This window comes from Prevotella sp. P4-51 (assembly GCF_002251455.1).
Lineage (GTDB): Bacteria > Bacteroidota > Bacteroidia > Bacteroidales > Bacteroidaceae > Prevotella.
On the sequence record NZ_NPJM01000004.1, the window covers coordinates 1 to 17,807 of the forward strand.

The 17,807-nt window shown below is 45.4% G+C and carries 32 protein-coding genes; all 32 read left to right on the forward strand.

Features of this window, described 5'->3' with window-relative positions; translation table 11 throughout:
* Positions 1-116: 116 nt before the first annotated feature.
* Positions 117-497 (forward strand): 30S ribosomal protein S12, encoded by a 381-nt coding sequence (gene rpsL / locus CIK94_RS00115; protein ID WP_094420610.1) that lies wholly within the window; start codon positions 117-119, stop codon positions 495-497.
* A gap of 183 nt (positions 498-680) precedes the next feature.
* Complete coding sequence (gene rpsG, locus CIK94_RS00120; RefSeq protein ID WP_022311336.1) at positions 681-1,157, forward strand: 30S ribosomal protein S7; 477 nt, start codon at positions 681-683, stop codon at positions 1,155-1,157.
* Positions 1,158-1,187: 30 nt separating this feature from the next.
* Positions 1,188-3,302, forward strand: a complete 2,115-nt coding sequence (fusA, locus tag CIK94_RS00125; RefSeq protein ID WP_022311337.1) for an elongation factor G — start codon at positions 1,188-1,190, stop codon at positions 3,300-3,302.
* Between the two features lie 103 nt (positions 3,303-3,405).
* Positions 3,406-3,711 carry a 30S ribosomal protein S10 gene (gene rpsJ / locus CIK94_RS00130; protein WP_022311338.1) on the forward strand — a complete coding sequence of 102 codons (306 nt, stop codon included), beginning with the start codon at positions 3,406-3,408 and terminating at the stop codon, positions 3,709-3,711.
* A gap of 31 nt (positions 3,712-3,742) precedes the next feature.
* Positions 3,743-4,357 (forward strand): 50S ribosomal protein L3, encoded by a 615-nt coding sequence (gene rplC, locus CIK94_RS00135; protein ID WP_094386827.1) that lies wholly within the window; start codon positions 3,743-3,745, stop codon positions 4,355-4,357.
* Positions 4,358-4,987, forward strand: coding sequence for a 50S ribosomal protein L4 (rplD, locus tag CIK94_RS00140; protein ID WP_094386828.1), 630 nt, complete (start codon positions 4,358-4,360; stop codon positions 4,985-4,987).
* Between the two features lie 13 nt (positions 4,988-5,000).
* A complete protein-coding gene (gene rplW / locus CIK94_RS00145; RefSeq protein ID WP_022311341.1) occupies positions 5,001-5,294 on the forward strand; it encodes a 50S ribosomal protein L23 in 294 nt (97 codons plus the stop codon).
* Positions 5,295-5,301: 7 nt separating this feature from the next.
* Positions 5,302-6,129 carry a 50S ribosomal protein L2 gene (gene rplB, locus CIK94_RS00150; RefSeq protein ID WP_022311342.1) on the forward strand — a complete coding sequence of 276 codons (828 nt, stop codon included), beginning with the start codon at positions 5,302-5,304 and terminating at the stop codon, positions 6,127-6,129.
* Positions 6,130-6,139: 10 nt separating this feature from the next.
* A complete protein-coding gene (gene rpsS, locus CIK94_RS00155) occupies positions 6,140-6,406 on the forward strand; it encodes a 30S ribosomal protein S19 (RefSeq protein WP_022311343.1) in 267 nt (88 codons plus the stop codon).
* A 36-nt stretch (positions 6,407-6,442) separates the two neighbouring features.
* Complete coding sequence (gene rplV, locus CIK94_RS00160) at positions 6,443-6,847, forward strand: 50S ribosomal protein L22 (RefSeq protein ID WP_022311344.1); 405 nt, start codon at positions 6,443-6,445, stop codon at positions 6,845-6,847.
* An 8-nt stretch (positions 6,848-6,855) separates the two neighbouring features.
* Entirely contained in the window at positions 6,856-7,584 is a 729-nt protein-coding gene (rpsC, locus tag CIK94_RS00165) for a 30S ribosomal protein S3 (RefSeq protein WP_022311345.1), read from the forward strand.
* 14 nt (positions 7,585-7,598) lie between these two features.
* On the forward strand, positions 7,599-8,027 hold the full coding sequence (gene rplP, locus CIK94_RS00170) for a 50S ribosomal protein L16 (protein ID WP_022311346.1): 429 nt from the start codon (positions 7,599-7,601) through the stop codon (positions 8,025-8,027).
* 3 nt (positions 8,028-8,030) lie between these two features.
* The gene (rpmC, locus tag CIK94_RS00175; RefSeq protein WP_022311347.1) at positions 8,031-8,225 is read left to right on the forward strand and encodes a 50S ribosomal protein L29; all 195 of its coding nucleotides are present in this window, start codon (positions 8,031-8,033) and stop codon (positions 8,223-8,225) included.
* Positions 8,226-8,227: 2 nt separating this feature from the next.
* Positions 8,228-8,494: a 30S ribosomal protein S17 gene (gene rpsQ, locus CIK94_RS00180; protein WP_094420612.1), complete on the forward strand. Its 267-nt coding sequence runs from the start codon at positions 8,228-8,230 to the stop codon at positions 8,492-8,494.
* Between the two features lie 2 nt (positions 8,495-8,496).
* Complete coding sequence (gene rplN / locus CIK94_RS00185; protein WP_022311349.1) at positions 8,497-8,862, forward strand: 50S ribosomal protein L14; 366 nt, start codon at positions 8,497-8,499, stop codon at positions 8,860-8,862.
* Between the two features lie 19 nt (positions 8,863-8,881).
* Positions 8,882-9,199, forward strand: coding sequence for a 50S ribosomal protein L24 (gene rplX, locus CIK94_RS00190; protein ID WP_022311350.1), 318 nt, complete (start codon positions 8,882-8,884; stop codon positions 9,197-9,199).
* Positions 9,199-9,753: a 50S ribosomal protein L5 gene (gene rplE / locus CIK94_RS00195; protein ID WP_022311351.1), complete on the forward strand. Its 555-nt coding sequence runs from the start codon at positions 9,199-9,201 to the stop codon at positions 9,751-9,753. Before rplX ends, rplE begins: the two co-directional genes overlap by 1 nt.
* 5 nt (positions 9,754-9,758) lie before the next feature.
* Positions 9,759-10,061, forward strand: coding sequence for a 30S ribosomal protein S14 (gene rpsN / locus CIK94_RS00200; RefSeq protein WP_022311352.1), 303 nt, complete (start codon positions 9,759-9,761; stop codon positions 10,059-10,061).
* A gap of 112 nt (positions 10,062-10,173) precedes the next feature.
* Positions 10,174-10,569, forward strand: a complete 396-nt coding sequence (gene rpsH, locus CIK94_RS00205; RefSeq protein WP_022311353.1) for a 30S ribosomal protein S8 — start codon at positions 10,174-10,176, stop codon at positions 10,567-10,569.
* A gap of 19 nt (positions 10,570-10,588) precedes the next feature.
* A complete protein-coding gene (gene rplF / locus CIK94_RS00210; RefSeq protein ID WP_022311354.1) occupies positions 10,589-11,161 on the forward strand; it encodes a 50S ribosomal protein L6 in 573 nt (190 codons plus the stop codon).
* A 20-nt stretch (positions 11,162-11,181) separates the two neighbouring features.
* On the forward strand, positions 11,182-11,526 hold the full coding sequence (rplR, locus tag CIK94_RS00215) for a 50S ribosomal protein L18 (protein WP_022311355.1): 345 nt from the start codon (positions 11,182-11,184) through the stop codon (positions 11,524-11,526).
* A gap of 6 nt (positions 11,527-11,532) precedes the next feature.
* On the forward strand, positions 11,533-12,045 hold the full coding sequence (gene rpsE / locus CIK94_RS00220; protein WP_094386830.1) for a 30S ribosomal protein S5: 513 nt from the start codon (positions 11,533-11,535) through the stop codon (positions 12,043-12,045).
* A 13-nt stretch (positions 12,046-12,058) separates the two neighbouring features.
* On the forward strand, positions 12,059-12,235 hold the full coding sequence (gene rpmD / locus CIK94_RS00225; protein WP_022311357.1) for a 50S ribosomal protein L30: 177 nt from the start codon (positions 12,059-12,061) through the stop codon (positions 12,233-12,235).
* A gap of 24 nt (positions 12,236-12,259) precedes the next feature.
* Positions 12,260-12,706, forward strand: a complete 447-nt coding sequence (gene rplO / locus CIK94_RS00230) for a 50S ribosomal protein L15 (RefSeq protein WP_022311358.1) — start codon at positions 12,260-12,262, stop codon at positions 12,704-12,706.
* A 9-nt stretch (positions 12,707-12,715) separates the two neighbouring features.
* Positions 12,716-14,053, forward strand: a complete 1,338-nt coding sequence (gene secY / locus CIK94_RS00235) for a preprotein translocase subunit SecY (RefSeq protein WP_094386831.1) — start codon at positions 12,716-12,718, stop codon at positions 14,051-14,053.
* Between the two features lie 12 nt (positions 14,054-14,065).
* Entirely contained in the window at positions 14,066-14,860 is a 795-nt protein-coding gene (gene map / locus CIK94_RS00240) for a type I methionyl aminopeptidase (RefSeq protein WP_094386832.1), read from the forward strand.
* 3 nt (positions 14,861-14,863) lie between these two features.
* Positions 14,864-15,082: a translation initiation factor IF-1 gene (gene infA / locus CIK94_RS00245; protein ID WP_022311360.1), complete on the forward strand. Its 219-nt coding sequence runs from the start codon at positions 14,864-14,866 to the stop codon at positions 15,080-15,082.
* An 11-nt stretch (positions 15,083-15,093) separates the two neighbouring features.
* The gene (gene ykgO / locus CIK94_RS00250; protein ID WP_007899708.1) at positions 15,094-15,210 is read left to right on the forward strand and encodes a type B 50S ribosomal protein L36; all 117 of its coding nucleotides are present in this window, start codon (positions 15,094-15,096) and stop codon (positions 15,208-15,210) included.
* Between the two features lie 98 nt (positions 15,211-15,308).
* Positions 15,309-15,689: a 30S ribosomal protein S13 gene (gene rpsM / locus CIK94_RS00255; RefSeq protein WP_094386833.1), complete on the forward strand. Its 381-nt coding sequence runs from the start codon at positions 15,309-15,311 to the stop codon at positions 15,687-15,689.
* Between the two features lie 52 nt (positions 15,690-15,741).
* A complete protein-coding gene (rpsK, locus tag CIK94_RS00260) occupies positions 15,742-16,131 on the forward strand; it encodes a 30S ribosomal protein S11 (protein ID WP_022311362.1) in 390 nt (129 codons plus the stop codon).
* A gap of 59 nt (positions 16,132-16,190) precedes the next feature.
* Entirely contained in the window at positions 16,191-16,796 is a 606-nt protein-coding gene (gene rpsD, locus CIK94_RS00265) for a 30S ribosomal protein S4 (protein ID WP_022311363.1), read from the forward strand.
* 17 nt (positions 16,797-16,813) lie between these two features.
* Positions 16,814-17,806 carry a DNA-directed RNA polymerase subunit alpha gene (locus tag CIK94_RS00270; RefSeq protein WP_094386834.1) on the forward strand — a complete coding sequence of 331 codons (993 nt, stop codon included), beginning with the start codon at positions 16,814-16,816 and terminating at the stop codon, positions 17,804-17,806.
* Position 17,807 lies beyond the last annotated feature (1 nt).

The window sequence follows — 17,807 nt, forward strand, 5'->3', positions numbered from 1 at the left end:
TAATTAGGTGGTTTGATAGAAAATATGTAACTTTGCAGCCCGAAACGGCATCATAAATACCGTCGCAATCGATTGATAATAACAAAAATAAATATATAAATTAAAAAAGTAAAACTATGCCTACAATTCAACAATTGGTAAGAAAAGGCAGAAACGTGTTGGTAGATAAGAGCAAGTCTCCCGCGTTGGACAATTGTCCCCAGCGTCGTGGTGTATGCGTTCGTGTCTATACTACAACACCTAAGAAGCCTAATTCGGCAATGAGAAAAGTTGCCCGTGTGCGTTTGACAAACCAGAAGGAAGTGAACTCTTACATCCCAGGAGAGGGCCACAACCTGCAGGAGCACTCTATCGTACTGGTACGTGGTGGTCGTGTTAAGGACCTCCCCGGTGTACGTTATCACATCGTTCGTGGTACTTTGGATACCGCAGGTGTCGCAAACCGTACACAGCGCCGTTCTAAGTATGGTGCAAAGCGTCCTAAGACTAAGAAGTAATAGCCCGAAGATGTATATGCCGAAAGTTCACAGGCGGAGAAGCCTGAGGACTTGCGGCGTGTAAAACAAAAGAAACATTATAATCGTTTTGCTGGAGAATAAGTCAAGGTTGAGTAAATGCCAGAGAGCTGGCGTTGAAGAACAAATGAGCAGCCTCCGCAGAATATTAATTTAACAAAAGCAATGAGAAAAGCAAAACCAAAGAAGCGCGTGATTCTTCCGGATCCCGTGTTCAACGACCAGAAGGTCTCTAAGTTCGTGAACCACTTGATGTATGATGGCAAGAAGAATGCTTCATACGAAATTTTCTACAAGTCTCTTGATGTCGTAAAGGAGAAGATGGCTAATGAAGAGAAGTCTCCCCTGGAGATTTGGAAGCAGGCCCTCGACAATATCACTCCCCAGGTAGAAGTAAAGAGCCGTCGTATCGGTGGTGCCACTTTCCAGGTTCCTACCGAAATCCGTCCCGACCGCAAGGAGAGCATCTCTATGAAGAACCTTATCGCTTTCGCTCGCAAGCGTGGTGGTAAGACCATGGCAGACAAGCTCGCTGCAGAGATTATGGACGCATTCAACAATCAGGGTGGCGCTTACAAGCGTAAGGAAGACATGCACCGTATGGCTGAGGCTAACCGCGCATTCGCTCACTTCAGATTCTAATCATTACATATATATAAGGAATAAAAGAAAATGGCAAACCGCGATTTACATTTGACTCGTAATATCGGTATTATGGCACACATCGATGCCGGTAAGACGACTACATCTGAGCGTATCCTGTTCTACACCGGTAAGACCCACAAGATTGGTGAGGTGCACGACGGTGCTGCAACAATGGACTGGATGGCACAGGAGCAGGAGCGTGGTATCACTATCACCTCTGCTGCCACCACTTGTAACTGGACTTGGAACAACAAGCAGTACAAGATAAACCTTATCGATACTCCCGGACACGTTGACTTCACCGCAGAGGTAGAGCGCTCACTCCGCGTTCTCGATGGTGCTATCGCTACTTATTCAGCAGCCGATGGCGTTCAGCCACAGTCTGAGACTGTATGGCGTCAGGCCGACAAGTACAATGTACCCCGTATCGGTTATGTGAACAAGATGGACCGTTCGGGTGCCGACTTCTTCGAGACCGTACAGCAGATGAAGGACATCCTGGGTGCCAACCCCTGTCCTATCCAGATTCCAATCGGTGCAGAGGAAAACTTCAAGGGTCTCGTTGACCTTATCAAGATGAAGGCTATCCTGTGGCACGATGAGACTATGGGCGCTGAATACGATATTGAGGATATCCCCGCTGACCTCGTTGACGAGGCCAATGAGTGGAGAGAGAAGATGGTAGAGAATGCTGCCAACTTCGACGACGACCTGATGGAGAAGTATCTCGAAGGTGCTGAGATTTCTGAAGAGCAGCTTATCGCCGCTATCCGTAAGGGTACCATCGCTATGGAGATTACTCCTATGTTGCTCGGTTCTTCTTACAAGAACAAGGGTGTACAGCCTCTGCTTGACTATACTTGTGCATTCCTTCCCTCACCTCTGGATACAGAGGCTATCGTGGGTGCCAACCCCGATACTGAGGAAGAGGAGGATCGCAAGCCTTCTGAGGACGAGCCTACATCGGCTTTGGCATTCAAGATTGCCACTGACCCATTCATGGGCCGTCTGGTATTCTTCCGTGTCTACTCTGGTAAGGTTGTTGCCGGTTCTTACGTGTACAACCCCCGCTCAGGCAAGAAGGAGCGTATCAGCCGTCTGTTCCAGATGAACTCTAACAAGGAAATCCCAATGGAGTCAATCGACGCCGGTGATATCGGTGCAGGTGTAGGCTTCAAGGATATCCGTACTGGTGATACTCTCTGCGATGAGTCTAAGCCCATCGTTCTTGAGTCTATGACCTTCCCCGATACCGTGATCTCTATCGCTGTAGAGCCCAAGAGCCAGGCCGATGTTGCCAAGCTGGACAACGGTCTTGCCAAGCTGGCTGAGGAAGACCCCACATTCACCGTTCGTACCGACGAGCAGAGTGGTCAGACCATTATCTCTGGTATGGGTGAGCTTCACCTCGACATCATCATCGACCGTCTGAAGCGTGAGTTCAAGGTAGAATGTAACCAGGGTAAGCCCCAGGTTAACTACAAGGAGGCCATTATCGGCACAGCCCAGAGCCGTGAGACTTACAAGAAGCAGAGTGGTGGTCGTGGTAAGTTCGCTTGTATCGATGTTACAATCGGTCCTAAGGACGAAGACTACAAGGATGGCGACCTGCAGTTCATCAACGAGGTTAAGGGTGGTAACATTCCTAAGGAGTTCATCCCCTCTGTAGAGAAGGGATTCAAGGACTGCCTCGCCAACGGTGTTCTCGGTGGCTTCCCCATGACAGGTATGAAGGTTACTCTTACCGATGGTAGCTTCCACCCCGTTGACTCAGACCAGTTGTCATTCGAGCTCGTAGCTCACCAGGCATTCAAGGTTCTCTGTCCTAAGGCTAAGCCCGTACTGATGGAGCCCATCATGAGAGTCGAGGTAGTTACTCCCGAAGAGAACATGGGTGATGTAATCGGCGACTTGAACAAGCGTCGTGGTATGGTTCAGGGTATGGAGGAAGGCCGTAGCGGTGCCCGCGTGGTTAAGGCTATGGTTCCTCTGGCAGAAATGTTCGGTTATGTAACTGCTCTGCGTACCATCACCTCTGGTCGTGCTACAAGCTCTATGGAGTATGATCACCACGCTCCTGTATCAACAGCCATTGCCAAGGCAGTGCTGGATGAGCAGAACGGTCACTCAGAGCTCCTCTAATAGCAAAATCAATACAGGAAGAGAGACGCTGCTTAGCGAATGACTCTTAAGCAGCGTATCTCTCCTCCTATTACAATTACTAATATTAATAAAGTAAAAGACAATGAGTCAGAAAATCAGAATTAAGCTGAAGTCTTACGACCACCAGTTGGTTGACAAGTCAGCAGAGAAAATCGTGAAGGCTGTTAAGGCCACCGGCGCCATCGTCAGCGGTCCTATTCCATTGCCAACACACAAGCGCATTTACACTGTTAACCGCAGTACATTCGTTAACAAGAAAGCCCGTGAGCAGTTCCAGCTCTCTGACTTCAAGCGCTTGATTGATATCTATAGTTCAACTGCCAAGACAGTTGATGCGCTGATGAAACTTGAATTGCCCAGTGGTGTAGAAGTTGAGATTAAGGTCTAATTTGTAGTTTAATTATTTATTCATTAAAGAAATGCCAGGATTATTAGGAAAAAAAATCGGAATGACATCCGTTTTCAGTGCCGACGGTAAGAATATTCCGTGCACTGTTATCGAAGCTGGTCCTTGTGTTGTAACCCAGGTTAAAACCGTAGAGAAGGATGGTTACAAGGCTGTACAGTTGGGTTTCGCTGAGGCTAAGGAGAAGAATACTTCTATGCCTTTGCAGGGACACTTCAAGAAGGCCGGCACAACACCAAAAAAGCACTTGGCCGAGTTCAAATTTGATGAGGAGTACAATCTCGGTGACACTATCACTGTAGAGTTGTTCAATGACGCCGAATTTGTTGACGTAATCGGTACCTCTAAGGGTAAAGGTTTCCAGGGTGTTGTTAAGCGCCATGGTTTCGGTGGTGTAGGTCAGTCTACTCACGGTCAGGATGACCGCGCTCGTAAGCCCGGTTCTATCGGTGCTTGTTCTTACCCCGCAAAGGTGTTCAAGGGCATGCGCATGGGTGGCCAGATGGGTGGCGACCGCGTAACAACTCAGAACCTTAAGGTGTTAAAGGTAATTCCAGAACAGAACCTTCTTATCGTTAAGGGCTCTTTCGCTGGATGCAATGGTTCAACCGTTTTAATTGAGAAGTAAATGGAAGTTAGCGTATTAAATATCAACGGTCAGGAGACCGGAAGAAAGGTAGTTCTCAATGATGCTATCTTTGGAATTGAGCCTAACGATCACGTTCTTTATCTTGATGTAAAGCAGTATCTTGCTAATCAGCGTCAGGGTACAGCCAAGTCAAAGGAAAGAAGCGAAATGAGCGGTTCTACTCGTAAACTTGGACGTCAGAAAGGTGGCGGTGGTGCTCGCCGTGGTGATATCAACTCACCTGTACTCGTAGGTGGTGGTCGTGTATTCGGTCCCAAGCCTCGCGATTACGGCTTCAAGCTGAACAAGAAAGTTAAGGTACTCGCTCGCAAATCAGCCCTGTCTTATAAGGCACAGGAGAATGCTGTTGTTGTGGTTGAAGACTTCACTTTTGAGGCCCCCAAGACTAAAGATTTTGTAAATATTACTAAAAATCTTAAAGTTGAAGGCAAAAAGACCCTTGTTGTTTTGCCAGAAAGCAATAAAAACGTATATTTGTCGGCTCGTAATTTGAAGGGCTCTGAAGTTATCCTCGCTTCTGCAGTAAATACTTACAAAGTTTTGAACGCAGACGTGCTGGTAGTAACTGAGAATTCTCTCAAGGTTATCGACGAAATCTTAATGAAATAAGGAGAATTAGAATATGGCATTTATTATCAAACCATTGGTTACTGAGAAGATGAACAACATTACAGAGAAGATGTCGAATCGTTTCGGCTTCGTAGTTCGTCCTGAGGCTAATAAACTCCAAATTAAGGCTGAAGTCGAGAGTCTGTACAATGTTACTGTAGTAGATGTAAACACAGCAGTTTATGCTGGCAAGCGTTCTGCCCGTTACACCAAGGCTGGCTTGGTTAAGGGACAGAAGAACTCGTTCAAGAAAGCTATCGTTACTTTGAAAGAAGGCGATACAATTGATTTTTATAGCAATATCTAAATAGAAAATGGCAGTACGTAAATTTAATCCCGTTACACCGGGACAAAGACACAAAGTTATTGGCACGTTCGAAGAGATTACTGCATCCGTGCCAGAGAAGTCTCTCGTTTACGGTAAGCGTTCTACCGGTGGTCGTAACAACACCGGTAAAATGACTGTCCGCTATATGGGCGGTGGTCACAAGAAGAAGTATCGTCTTATCGACTTCAAACGTGAGAAAGATGGTGTTCCAGCAGTTGTAAAGTCTATCGAGTATGATCCTAACAGATCTGCACGTATAGCATTGCTGTATTACGCTGATGGTGAAAAGCGTTACATTGTTGCTCCTAACGGACTCAAGGTAGGCGCTACCGTAATGTCAGGCGCAGACGCTGCTCCTGAAATCGGTAATGCTCTTCCTTTGGCTAACATTCCTGTAGGTACAGTAGTTCACAACCTAGAGCTGCGTCCTGGTCAGGGTGCTCTGCTCGTTCGTTCGGCTGGTAATTTTGCTCAGTTGACTTCTCGTGAGGGCAGTTATTGTGTTATTAAGCTCCCTTCAGGCGAGACTCGTAAGATTCTCTCTGCTTGTAAGGCTACAGTAGGAAGTGTTGGAAACTCTGACCACGCTCTCGAGCAGTCTGGTAAGGCTGGTCGCTCACGCTGGTTGGGTCGCCGTCCTCACAACCGTGGTGTTGTTATGAACCCCCATGATCACCCAATGGGTGGTGGTGAAGGCCGTCAGTCTGGTGGTCACCCACGTTCACGTAAGGGTCTCTACGCTAAGGGTCTGAAGACACGTGCACCTAAGAAGCATTCTAACAAGTATATTATCGAAAGAGCTAATAAAAAATAAAGAGTAAATTATGAGTCGTTCTCTTAAAAAAGGTCCATATATCAACGTATCGCTCGAGAAGAAGATTCTTGCTATGAACGAAAGCGGTAAGAAGACCGTCGTAAAGACTTGGGCCAGAGCATCAATGATATCACCCGATTTCGTAGGGCATACTGTTGCTGTTCACAACGGAAATAAATTTATCCCTGTTTACATTACCGAGAACATGGTAGGCCATAAGCTTGGAGAATTCTCTCTCACACGTCGCTTTGGTGGTCACTCTGGTAATAGAAAGTAAATTAGGCAAACCATTTTAAAGTAAATAACATAACTAATGGGAGCAAGAAAACATGAAGCAGCTGAAAAGCTTAAGGCTGCTCGCAAAAATTTGTATTTCGCTAAGCTGAATGGCGTGCCCTCATCACCACGTAAGATGCGCTATGTCGTAGATATGGTTCGTGGCATGGAGGTAAACCGCGCACTCGGCGTATTACGATTCTCTAAAAAGCAGGCTGCCGCAGATGTTGAGAAACTGCTGCGCTCAGCTATCGCTAACTGGGAGAATAAGAACGAACGCAAGGCTGAAGACGGAGAGCTTTATATCAGTAAGGTCTTCGTAGACGAAGGCGTTACAATGAAGCGTATGAGACCTGCACCACAGGGTCGTGGTTACAGAATCCGTAAGCGTTCTAATCATGTAACTTTGTTTGTTGATGCCAAAACTAACGACGAAAAATAATAAATAGAATGGGACAGAAAGTAAATCCGATAAGCAACCGACTGGGTATTATCCGTGGTTGGGAATCAAATTGGTTTGGTGGCAAGAATTTCGGAGACAACCTGGTCGAAGACCGCAAAATCCGTAAATATCTCAATGAGCGTCTGGCTAAGGCTAACGTATCTAAGATTGTCATCGAGCGTACACTGAAGCTCGTCACCATCACTATTTGCACAGCCCGTCCGGGTCTCGTCATTGGTAAAGGTGGTCAAGATGTTGACAAACTGAAGGAAGAGTTGAAGAAACTCTATAAGAAGGATATTCAGATTAACATATTTGAAGTTAAGAAGCCCGATCTGGATGCTACAATTGTAGGCAATAACATCGCTCGCCAGGTAGAAGGTAAGGTTGCATACCGCCGTGCTATCAAGATGGCTATTCAGAATACAATGCGTGCTGGTGCCGAGGGTGTCAAGATTCAAATCTGTGGCCGTCTGAATGGTGCTGAAATGGCACGTAAGGAAATGTACAAAGAGGGACGTACTCCTCTGCACACATTCCGTGCCGATATCGATTACTGCCAGGCAGAAGCACTTACCAAGGTAGGTCTTCTCGGTATCAAAGTGTGGATTTGCCGTGGTGAGGTTTACGGAAAGCGTGACCTTACTCCTAACTTCACTCAGGAGAAGCAGAATGCCGGTCGCTCAAACAACGGCGGACGTGGTCGCGGTAATCGTAGAAGAAACAATAACCGTTAAAAGAAGAAGTTATCATGTTACAGCCTAAAAGAGTAAAATATAGAAGACCACAAGATGGACGTGGCAACAAAGGCAACGCTCACCGTGGTACACAGCTGGCTTTCGGCTCATTTGGTATCAAGACACTTGAGGCTAAATGGATTGACAGCCGACAGATAGAAGCAGCTCGTGTGGCAGTAAACCGTCACATGAACCGTCAGGGTCAAGTTTGGATCCGCATTTTCCCCGACAAACCTATTACACGTAAGCCTGCTGACGTACGTATGGGTAAGGGTAAAGGTGATCCCGCAGGATGGGTTGCACCTGTAACACCTGGCCGTGTCCTCTTTGAAGTAGAGGGAGTATCTTTCGACATCGCTAAAGAGGCTCTGCGCCTCGCAGCTCAGAAGCTCCCCGTTAAGACAAAATTTATTGTAAGACGTGATTACGACAAAAACGCTTAAGCTATGAAGATTAATGAAGTAAAAGAACTCGCCGACAAGGATCTGCGCGAGAAATTGGAGAATGCAGAGGCTGCACTTCACCAGATGAAGCTCAACCACAGTGTTACTCCTCTTGAAAATCCATCACAGATTAAGGCTGCACGTCGTGATATCGCACGCATGAAGACAGTGCTTCGTCAGAGAGAACTTAATAAATAACAATGGTCCAGATGGAAACAAGAAATTTAAGAAAAGTAAGACAGGGTGTCGTTATCAGCAACAAAATGGATAAAACCATTGTTATTGCAGCTAAGTTTAAGGAGATGCACCCTATTTATGGTAAATTCGTTCAGAAGACGAAGAAGTACCATGCACATGACGAGAAGAATGAGGCTAATGTAGGTGATACAGTACAGATCATGGAGACTCGTCCTCTGTCTAAGACAAAGAGATGGAGATTAGTACAAATCGTTGAAAAAGCTAAGTAATTATGATACAGGCAGAATCAAGACTTACAGTATGTGATAACAGTGGTGCACGCGAGGCTCTGTGTATTCGTGTCCTCGGTGGTACACGCCGCCGTTATGCCAGTGTTGGTGACGTGATTGTCGTTGCTGTCAAGAACGTTGTACCTTCAAGTGATTTGAAAAAGGGAGCGGTATCTAAGGCTTTGATCGTTCGCACAAAAAAGGAAATTCGTCGTGCCGACGGTTCATATATACGCTTTGATGACAACGCTTGTGTGTTGCTCAACAATGCTGGTGAGCTCCGTGGAAGCCGTATCTTCGGTCCTGTTGCTCGTGAGCTCCGTGCCGTAAATATGAAGGTTGTTTCTTTGGCACCTGAGGTTCTTTAATTTTTAAAATTAGTAATCAATGACTAAGTTACATATTAGAAAAGACGATATGGTTGTTGTTCTTGCCGGACGTGACAAGGGCAAAACCGGTAAGGTGCTCAAGGTAATGGTTAGCGATAACCGTGCCATCGTTGAGGGCGTCAATATTGTATCTAAGAGTACAAAGCCTTCTGCAAAGAACCCACAAGGCGGTATTGTAAAACAAGAAGCACCTATTCACATCTCAAATTTGAGTTTGATAGATCCAAAGAGTGGTAAGGCTACTCGTGTTGCCATCAAGCACGAAGGCAAAAACGTAATCCGTATCGCTAAAAAATCAGGGGAGGTAATTAAGTAATGGATACAGCACAGTTAAAGAAAGTCTATAATGAGACTATAGCACCTGCTCTCCAGAAGCAGTTCAACTATTCTTCAGCAATGCAAATTCCTGTCCTGAAGAAAATCGTTATTAACCAGGGTCTCGGTGACGCTACACAGGATAAGAAAATCATCGATGTAGCCATTAATGAGATTTCAGCCATTACCGGTCAGAAGGCTGTTGCTACATATTCTAAGAAGGATATCGCAAACTTCAAGCTGCGTAAGAAGATGCCTATCGGTGTCATGGTAACATTGCGTCGTGAGCGCATGTATGAGTTCCTCGAGAAACTTATCCGTGTGGCTCTTCCCCGTATCCGTGACTTCAAGGGTATCGAAAGCAAGTTTGACGGTCGTGGTAACTATACTCTCGGCGTTTCAGAGCAGATTATCTTCCCTGAAATCAATATTGATCAGGTAGATCGCATCCAGGGTATGAACATTACTTTCGTAACTTCTGCAAGCACAGATGAAGAAGGTTATGCTCTGCTCAAGGCTTTCGGTCTCCCATTCAAGAATGCTAAAAACGATTAATAGATATGGCAAAAGAATCAATGAAGGCCCGCGAGGTTAAGCGCGCAAAATTGGTAGCTCGCTATGCTGAAAAGCGTGCAGCTCTAAAGAAAATTATTGCGACCACTGACGATATCGCAGAGGCTTATGAGGCTGCTCGTAAACTTCAGTCTATTCCCAAGAACGCTAATCCAATTCGCCTGCACAACCGTTGCAAGATCACTGGTCGTCCAAAGGGTTATATCCGCCAGTTCGGTATCTCTCGTATCCAGTTCCGCGAAATGGCTTCTCAGGGTCTCATACCTGGAGTAAAGAAAGCAAGCTGGTAAGATTTTTCAGAGAATGCGGAAGAAACTGTTTCTTCCGTGTTCTTACGAAAAATCACAACGAATTTTTTTTAATATTGTCGGGGTAGTCCCGATTAATTAAACATTTATTTATATGACAGATCCAATAGCAGATTATCTGACAAGACTCAGAAACGCAATCATGGCTCATCACAGAGTTGTTGAGGTTCCTGCGTCAAACATGAAGAAGTCTATTACCAAGATTCTCTTCGAGAAGGGTTACATTCTGAACTACAAGTTCGTAGAAGATGGTCCCCAGGGTACTATTAAAGTTGCCTTGAAGTATGACAACAACACCAAGCAGAACGCTATCAAGTGTCTGAAGCGTGTGTCTACTCCTGGTCTCCGTAAGTATACCGGTTACAAGGACATGCCGAGAGTAATTAACGGATTAGGTATAGCCATTATATCTACATCTCAAGGTGTTATGACTGATAAGGAAGCAGCTGCCCTCAAGATTGGCGGTGAGGTTCTTTGTTATGTTTATTAATTAATTGGAGGATTTAATTATGTCAAGAATAGGTAAATTGCCAATTAATATTCCCGCAGGAGTTACAGTTAACTTCGACGAGAAGACCAACATCGTTAATGTTAAGGGTCCTAAGGGTGAGCTCTCTCAGTGGATTGACCCCTCAATCAAACTGACTTTGACCGATGGTAGCATCGTGTTCGAAATCGATGAGAACAGCCCCGTAAACTACAAGCAGAAGCAGGCTTTCCACGGACTTTACCGTTCACTGGTAAACAACATGGTAGTAGGTGTCAGCGCTGGTTATAGCAAGACATTGGAGCTCGTAGGTGTAGGTTATCGTGTTTCAAATCAGGGTAATCTTATCGAGTTCTCTTTGGGTTATACTCACCCTATCTTTATCCAGCTTCCTAAGGAGGTAAAGGTTGAGACAAAGTCTGAGAGAAACCAGAATCCTATCATCATACTGGAGAGCTGTGACAAGCAGCTTCTTGGTCTCATCTGTGCAAAAATTCGTTCTTTCCGCAAGCCTGAACCATATAAAGGTAAGGGTATCTTGTTCAAAGGTGAGGTTATCCGCAGAAAGTCTGGTAAGACAGCTGCCGCTAAGTAATCTTTTAATTATTTACGATTATGACAACAAAGAAAGTAGAAAGACGAATCAAGATAAAATTCCGTATTCGCAAGAGTGTGAATGGTACCGCAGAGCGTCCTCGTCTCAGCGTATTCCGTTCTAACAAGCAAATTTATGCACAGGTTATCAACGACCTTACTGGTACAACTTTGGCTTCAGCTTCTTCTCTCGGTCTCGAAAAGATGGCCAAGATTGAGCAGGCCAAGAAGGTTGGTGCTCTCGTAGCCGAGAATGCCAAGAAAGCCGGTGTTGAGAGTGTTGTTTTCGACCGTAATGGTTATCTCTATCACGGACGTGTACAGGCTTTGGCTGATGCAGCACGCGAAGGTGGTCTTAAATTTTAAACGATTATGGCAATGAATAAAGTAAGAATAAATAGTGACGTTGAATTGAAAGACCGCTTGGTTGCTATCAATCGAGTAACCAAGGTTACCAAAGGTGGTCGCACCTTTACATTCGCTGCTATCGTCGTTGTAGGTGATGGCAATGGTGTTATAGGTTGGGGCCTTGGAAAGGCTGGTGAGGTTACCGCTGCAATTTCCAAGGGTACTGAGGCTGCCAAGAAGAACCTTGTTAAGGTTCCTGTACTGAAGGGTACCATTCCTCACGAGGTTGAAGTGGCTTTCAGTGGTGCCAAAGTTCTTCTCAAGCCCGCTGCTGCCGGTACTGGTCTTAAGGCTGGTGGTGCTATGCGTGCTGTACTGGAGAGCGTAGGTGTCAAGGATGTGATTGCAAAGTCTAAGGGCTCTTCCAATGCTCACAACTTGGTTAAGGCCACAATATTGGCTCTTAGCGAGCTGCGTGATGCTTACACCGTAGCTGGCGAGCGTGGCATTAGTATGAACAAAGTATTTAACGGTTAATAGTAGAACTGACATGGCAACAATTAAAGTAAAGCAGATTAAGAGCAAAATCGGTGCTCCCTTGGACCAGAAGCAGACTCTTCAGGCACTGGGTCTCCGTAAAATTTCTCAAGTTGTTGAAATCGAAGATACTCCTAGCAACCGTGGTATGGTTCGTAAGGTGCATCATCTGGTTAACGTAATAGACTAATTAATTTTTTAACTACAGAAGATTATGAAATTAAGTAATTTGAAACCAGCTGAGGGTTCTACACATTCTCGTCGCCGTATCGGTCGTGGTCCAGGTTCTGGCTTGGGTGGTACTTCTACTCGTGGTCACAAGGGTGCTAAGGCACGTTCTGGATACAAGCGTAAGATTGGCTTCGAAGGTGGTCAGATGCCTTTGCAGCGTCGCGTACCTAAGGCTGGATTTAAGAATATCAACCATAAAGAGTATTTCGCAGTCAATCTCTCTACACTGCAGAAGCTGGCAGAAGCTAAGGGCTATGCCAAGATTGGTATAGCAGAGCTTGTAGAGGCTGGTCTTACCAATGGTAAGGAGCTTGTAAAGGTTTTGGCTAACGGAACTCTTACAGCTAAGGTAGATGTAGAAGCTAATGCTTTCTCTAAGGCTGCTGAAGAAGCTATCAAGGCAGCTGGTGGTAACACAACTATTATCTAAACAAAGTAGATGAAAAAGTTTATAGAGACACTAAAGAACTGTTGGAGAATTGAGGATTTGCGCAAGCGACTCCTCATAACTCTCCTGTTTACGGCTATATACCGTTTTGGCTCGTTTGTTGTCCTTCCCGGCATCAATCCAGCCCAGTTACAAAACTTACAGTCGCAAACATCAGGTGGCTTGATGTCGCTGCTTGACATGTTCTCTGGTGGTGCATTCTCCAATGCGTCGATTTTTGCGCTTGGTATTATGCCGTACATCTCTGCTTCTATTGTCATGCAGCTTTTGGCTGTCGCTGTACCTTACTTCCAGAAAATGCAGCGTGAGGGCGAGAGCGGACGCAAGAAGATTAGCTGGTACACTCGTGTGCTGACTGTCTTCATCCTGTTCCTGCAGGGTCCTTCTTACCTTATCAACCTGAAGATGCAGGCCGGACAGGCCCTCTCTTCAGGTATTTCCTGGACGGTATTCATGTTCCCCGCAGCTGTCATCCTGGCAGCAGGAAGTATGTTCATACTTTGGCTCGGAGAGCGCATTACCGATAAGGGTGTAGGCAATGGCGTTTCGCTGATAATTGCCATAGGTATTATCGCCCGTCTGCCCCAGGCCTTCATTCAGGAAGTTACCTCACGCTTCACCGCTATTTCCGGTGGTGGTCTCGTAATGTTTATTGCTGAGATTCTCATACTCTTTGCCGTGGTTTGTGCTGCTTTGATGCTCGTACAGGCTGTGCGCAAGGTGCCGGTACAGTATGCTAAGCGCGTTGTCGGCAACAAGCAATATGGTGGTGCACGTCAGTACATCCCCTTGAAGCTGTTCGCTGCCAATGTGATGCCTATCATCTTTGCTCAGGCTTTGATGTTTATTCCTCTTGCATTTGTTTCATATGGAACAAGCAACGGAAGCTGGCTCGTACAGAATCTGATGGACAATAGATCTTTGCTTTATAATGCAATCTATGTAGCTCTGGTTATAGCGTTTACATATTTCTATACTGCCATTACCCTGAATTCCAATCAGATGGCAGAGGATATGAAGCGTAACAACGGTTTCATCCCCGGCGTTAAGCCTGGTAAGGACACCGCTGAGTATATCGATACAGTAATGTCTCGTATTACATTGCCAGGCTCATTGGCCATTGCATTTATCGCAATTATGCCAGCTTTGGCAAGCCTTCTCGACGTTCAGCAGGCTTTCTCTCAATTCTTCGGAGGTACTTCTCTGTTGATTTTGGTGGGTGTAGTCATTGACTCACTTCAGCAAATCGAGAGCCATATGCTCATGCGTCATTATGATGGCTTGTTGAACTCTGGCCGTACTCGTGGCGGAAATGTTGCAGCATATTAAGGCTGTATCATAATGAAGATATTTCTGAAAACAGAGGATGAAATTTCGCTCATGCGAGAGGCTAATCGATTAGTCGGTCAGACTCTCGCTGAGTTAGCTAAACATATTAAGCCGGGTGTCAGCACACTCCAGTTGGACAAGATAGCCGAAGAGTTTATCCGCGACCACGGGGCTGTGCCTACTTTCAAGAATTTCCCCAATCCGTTTGGAGAGCCTTTTCCGGCAAGTATATGTACCTCTGTCAACGATGTGGTAGTTCATGGTATACCTGATGCCAAGACCATTCTTAAGGATGGAGATATTATTTCAATCGACTGTGGAACACTCCTCAACGGTTTCAACGGTGACAGTTGCTATACGTTCAGTGTAGGCGAAGTGTCCGCCGAAGTCAAACAGTTGCTTGAAGTTACCAAGGCCTCGCTATATAGGGCCATTGATGTGGCTCTGCCAGGTCATCATGTCGGTGATATCGGCTATACAGTTCAAGACTATTGCGAATCCCACGGGTATGGAGTAGTTCGTGAACTCACAGGGCATGGCATCGGAAAAGAAATGCACGAGGACCCCAAGGTGCCCAATTATGGTTCTCGTGGCAATGGCACAATGTTAAAAGCTGGTATGTGCATTGCCATCGAACCAATGATTACCATGGGTGACCGCAATATCTGGCTATTACCCGACAAGTGGAGCATTGTGACACGCGACGGCAAGCCAGCAGCGCATTTCGAACACACCATAGCTATCCGTAAAGGCAAGGCAGAAATTTTATCTGATTTTGAAGAAATAGAAAAGGTATTACACAATTAATATATGGCTAAACAGTCTGCAATAGAACAAGACGGAGTCATTGTGGAGAGCCTCTCCAATGCAATGTTCCGCGTAGAGCTGGAGAATGGCGTGCAAATCATTGCCCACATCTCTGGTAAAATGAGAATGCACTATATAAAGATACTCCCTGGCGACAAGGTCAAAGTAGAGATGAGTCCCTACGACCTCACTAAGGGCAGAATCGTTTTCAGATACAAGTAAACATTAAAGATATGAAGACAAGAGCATCATTAAAGAAGCGCACACCCGACTGCAAAATTGTACGTCGTAAAGGTCGTTTGTTCGTTATCAACAAGAAGAACCCTAAGTTCAAAATGCGTCAGGGTTAATGTTAAAATTGTGTAAATGTTTGATTAGGAGGATTTTTCTTACTAATTTTGCATGCTTTTAACAAACAACAGAAGTATTTTTTAATCAATTTTCTAAAATGGCAATAAGAATTGTTGGAGTAGATTTGCCCCAAAACAAGCGTGGCGAAATCGCATTGACCTATATCTATGGTATCGGTCGAAGTAGTTCAGCAAAGATATTGGACAAGGCAGGTGTTAGCCGTGACTTGAAGGTTAACGAGTGGTCTGATGACCAGGCAGCCAAGATCCGTGAAATTATCGGCGCTGAATTCAAAGTAGAAGGTGATCTCCGTTCAGAGATCCAGATGAACATCAAGCGCCTTATGGATATAGGTTGCTATCGTGGTATCAGACATCGTAATGGTCTTCCTGTTCGCGGTCAGAGCACAAAGAATAATGCTCGTACTCGTAAGGGAAAGAAGAAGACTGTTGCTAATAAGAAGAAGGCTACGAAGTAATTTTAGTTTAAGTGTTGATTGATTTCAATCGTAATTTTAAAGTAAGCTAAAAATGGCAAAGACAAAAGCAACATCAAAGAAAAGAAATGTAAAGGTTGACGCTTTAGGACAGCTTCATGTTCACAGCTCGTTCAACAATATTATCGTTTCCCTTGCTAATAGTGAAGGTCAGGTGATCTCTTGGTCATCTGCAGGTAAAATGGGATTCCGCGGATCTAAGAAGAATACTCCTTATGCAGCCCAGACTGCTGCCGAGGATTGCGCCAAGGTTGCCTTTGACCTCGGTCTCCGTAAGGTAAAGGCATACGTTAAGGGTCCAGGTAATGGTCGTGAGTCTGCTATCCGTGCCGTGCATGGTGCAGGTATCGAGGTAACCGAGATTATCGACGTTACTCCATTGCCACACAACGGTTGTCGTCCTCCCAAGCGCCGTCGCGTATAATTCAGAGTATTCTCATTATTACTCTATTCTCATTTAATCAATAGCATTTATTAAATATTATGGCTAGATATATAGGTCCGAAATCTAAAATTGCACGTCGATTTGGTGAGCCCATCTTCGGCGCAGACAAAGTTTTGTCCAGAAGAAACTTCCCTCCTGGACAGCATGGCAACAGCCGTCGCAGAAAGATGTCTGAGTACGGTGTCATGTTGGCAGAGAAGCAGAAAGCTAAGTACACCTATGGTGTTCTTGAGCGTCAGTTCCGTAATATGTTTGAGAAGTCTGCAAAGGCTGAAGGCATTACCGGTGAGGTTCTTCTTCAGAATTTGGAGAGCCGTCTTGACAACGTTGTATTCCGCCTGGGTATCGCCCCCACTCGTGCAGCTGCACGCCAGTTGGTAGGCCACAAGCACATCGTTGTTGATGGCAAGGTAGTTAACATTCCTTCTTTCTCTGTTAAACCTGGAATGGTAGTTGGCGTTCGCGAGAAGGCCAAGTCTCTCGAGGTTATCGAGAATGCACTGGCAGGTTTCAACCACAGCAAGTATCCATGGCTCGAGTGGGATGAGAACACCAAGAGCGGTAAGTTCCTCCACAAGCCAGAGCGTGCAGATATTCCTGAGAATATTAAGGAGCAGTTAATCGTTGAGTTGTACTCTAAATAATAAAAATCATTAAGTTAATGGCGATATTAGCATTTCAAAAACCTGATAAAGTCGTAATGTTAGAGGCCAATGAGCGATTCGGTAAATTCGAATTCCGCCCATTGGAGCCCGGCTTTGGTGTTACCATCGGTAACGCGCTTCGCCGCATACTTCTTTCTTCACTTGAGGGCTTTGCTATCAATACCATTCGTATTGCTGGCGTTGAGCATGAGTTTTCATCAGTTCCCGGTGTCAAGGAAGATGTAACTAACATTATCTTGAATCTCAAACAAGTTCGATTCAAGCAAGTAGTAGAAGAATTCGAGAACGAGAAAGTTAGTATCACTGTTGAGAACACTACTGAGTTCAAGGCCGGTGATATAAGTAAGTATCTGACTGGATTTGAAGTGTTAAACCCTGATTTGGTGATTTGTCATTTAGATAGCAAGGCATCAATGCAGATTGAGCTTACCATCAACAAAGGTCGTGGCTATGTCCCCGCCGATGAGAACCGTGAGTTCTGTACCGATGTCAACGTACTCCCAATCGATTCAATCTACACCCCCATCCGTAACGTAAAGTACGCAGTTGAGCCATATCGTGTCGAGCAGAAGACCGACTATGACAAACTCGTTCTCGAAGTTACCACCGATGGTTCCATCCACCCGAAGGATGCCTTGAAAGAGGCTGCCAAGATCCTCATCTATCACTTCATGCTGTTCTCTGACGAGAAGATTACTCTCGAGAATCCTGATCAGGAAGAGAACCAGGAGTTTGATGAAGAGGTACTCCATATGCGTCAGCTGTTGAAGACCAAGCTCGTAGACATGAACTTGTCTGTACGCGCGCTCAACTGTCTTAAGGCAGCTGAGGTCGAGACACTTGGCGACTTGGTACAGTACAACAAGACAGACCTCCTCAAGTTCCGCAACTTCGGTAAGAAATCGCTTTCAGAGCTTGATGATTTGCTCGAGAGTCTGAATCTGTCGTTTGGAACCGATACTTCTAAGTATAAATTAGACAAGGAATAAT

Coding starts and splice junctions, on each gene's coding strand:
- rpsL (WP_094420610.1), top strand. CDS start 117: ATGCCTACAATTCAACAATTGGTAAGAAAAGGCAGAAACGTGTTGGTA.
- rpsG (WP_022311336.1), top strand. CDS start 681: ATGAGAAAAGCAAAACCAAAGAAGCGCGTGATTCTTCCGGATCCCGTG.
- fusA (WP_022311337.1), top strand. CDS start 1,188: ATGGCAAACCGCGATTTACATTTGACTCGTAATATCGGTATTATGGCA.
- rpsJ (WP_022311338.1), top strand. CDS start 3,406: ATGAGTCAGAAAATCAGAATTAAGCTGAAGTCTTACGACCACCAGTTG.
- rplC (WP_094386827.1), top strand. CDS start 3,743: ATGCCAGGATTATTAGGAAAAAAAATCGGAATGACATCCGTTTTCAGT.
- rplD (WP_094386828.1), top strand. CDS start 4,358: ATGGAAGTTAGCGTATTAAATATCAACGGTCAGGAGACCGGAAGAAAG.
- rplW (WP_022311341.1), top strand. CDS start 5,001: ATGGCATTTATTATCAAACCATTGGTTACTGAGAAGATGAACAACATT.
- rplB (WP_022311342.1), top strand. CDS start 5,302: ATGGCAGTACGTAAATTTAATCCCGTTACACCGGGACAAAGACACAAA.
- rpsS (WP_022311343.1), top strand. CDS start 6,140: ATGAGTCGTTCTCTTAAAAAAGGTCCATATATCAACGTATCGCTCGAG.
- rplV (WP_022311344.1), top strand. CDS start 6,443: ATGGGAGCAAGAAAACATGAAGCAGCTGAAAAGCTTAAGGCTGCTCGC.
- rpsC (WP_022311345.1), top strand. CDS start 6,856: ATGGGACAGAAAGTAAATCCGATAAGCAACCGACTGGGTATTATCCGT.
- rplP (WP_022311346.1), top strand. CDS start 7,599: ATGTTACAGCCTAAAAGAGTAAAATATAGAAGACCACAAGATGGACGT.
- rpmC (WP_022311347.1), top strand. CDS start 8,031: ATGAAGATTAATGAAGTAAAAGAACTCGCCGACAAGGATCTGCGCGAG.
- rpsQ (WP_094420612.1), top strand. CDS start 8,228: ATGGTCCAGATGGAAACAAGAAATTTAAGAAAAGTAAGACAGGGTGTC.
- rplN (WP_022311349.1), top strand. CDS start 8,497: ATGATACAGGCAGAATCAAGACTTACAGTATGTGATAACAGTGGTGCA.
- rplX (WP_022311350.1), top strand. CDS start 8,882: ATGACTAAGTTACATATTAGAAAAGACGATATGGTTGTTGTTCTTGCC.
- rplE (WP_022311351.1), top strand. CDS start 9,199: ATGGATACAGCACAGTTAAAGAAAGTCTATAATGAGACTATAGCACCT.
- rpsN (WP_022311352.1), top strand. CDS start 9,759: ATGGCAAAAGAATCAATGAAGGCCCGCGAGGTTAAGCGCGCAAAATTG.
- rpsH (WP_022311353.1), top strand. CDS start 10,174: ATGACAGATCCAATAGCAGATTATCTGACAAGACTCAGAAACGCAATC.
- rplF (WP_022311354.1), top strand. CDS start 10,589: ATGTCAAGAATAGGTAAATTGCCAATTAATATTCCCGCAGGAGTTACA.
- rplR (WP_022311355.1), top strand. CDS start 11,182: ATGACAACAAAGAAAGTAGAAAGACGAATCAAGATAAAATTCCGTATT.
- rpsE (WP_094386830.1), top strand. CDS start 11,533: ATGGCAATGAATAAAGTAAGAATAAATAGTGACGTTGAATTGAAAGAC.
- rpmD (WP_022311357.1), top strand. CDS start 12,059: ATGGCAACAATTAAAGTAAAGCAGATTAAGAGCAAAATCGGTGCTCCC.
- rplO (WP_022311358.1), top strand. CDS start 12,260: ATGAAATTAAGTAATTTGAAACCAGCTGAGGGTTCTACACATTCTCGT.
- secY (WP_094386831.1), top strand. CDS start 12,716: ATGAAAAAGTTTATAGAGACACTAAAGAACTGTTGGAGAATTGAGGAT.
- map (WP_094386832.1), top strand. CDS start 14,066: ATGAAGATATTTCTGAAAACAGAGGATGAAATTTCGCTCATGCGAGAG.
- infA (WP_022311360.1), top strand. CDS start 14,864: ATGGCTAAACAGTCTGCAATAGAACAAGACGGAGTCATTGTGGAGAGC.
- ykgO (WP_007899708.1), top strand. CDS start 15,094: ATGAAGACAAGAGCATCATTAAAGAAGCGCACACCCGACTGCAAAATT.
- rpsM (WP_094386833.1), top strand. CDS start 15,309: ATGGCAATAAGAATTGTTGGAGTAGATTTGCCCCAAAACAAGCGTGGC.
- rpsK (WP_022311362.1), top strand. CDS start 15,742: ATGGCAAAGACAAAAGCAACATCAAAGAAAAGAAATGTAAAGGTTGAC.
- rpsD (WP_022311363.1), top strand. CDS start 16,191: ATGGCTAGATATATAGGTCCGAAATCTAAAATTGCACGTCGATTTGGT.
- CIK94_RS00270 (WP_094386834.1), top strand. CDS start 16,814: ATGGCGATATTAGCATTTCAAAAACCTGATAAAGTCGTAATGTTAGAG.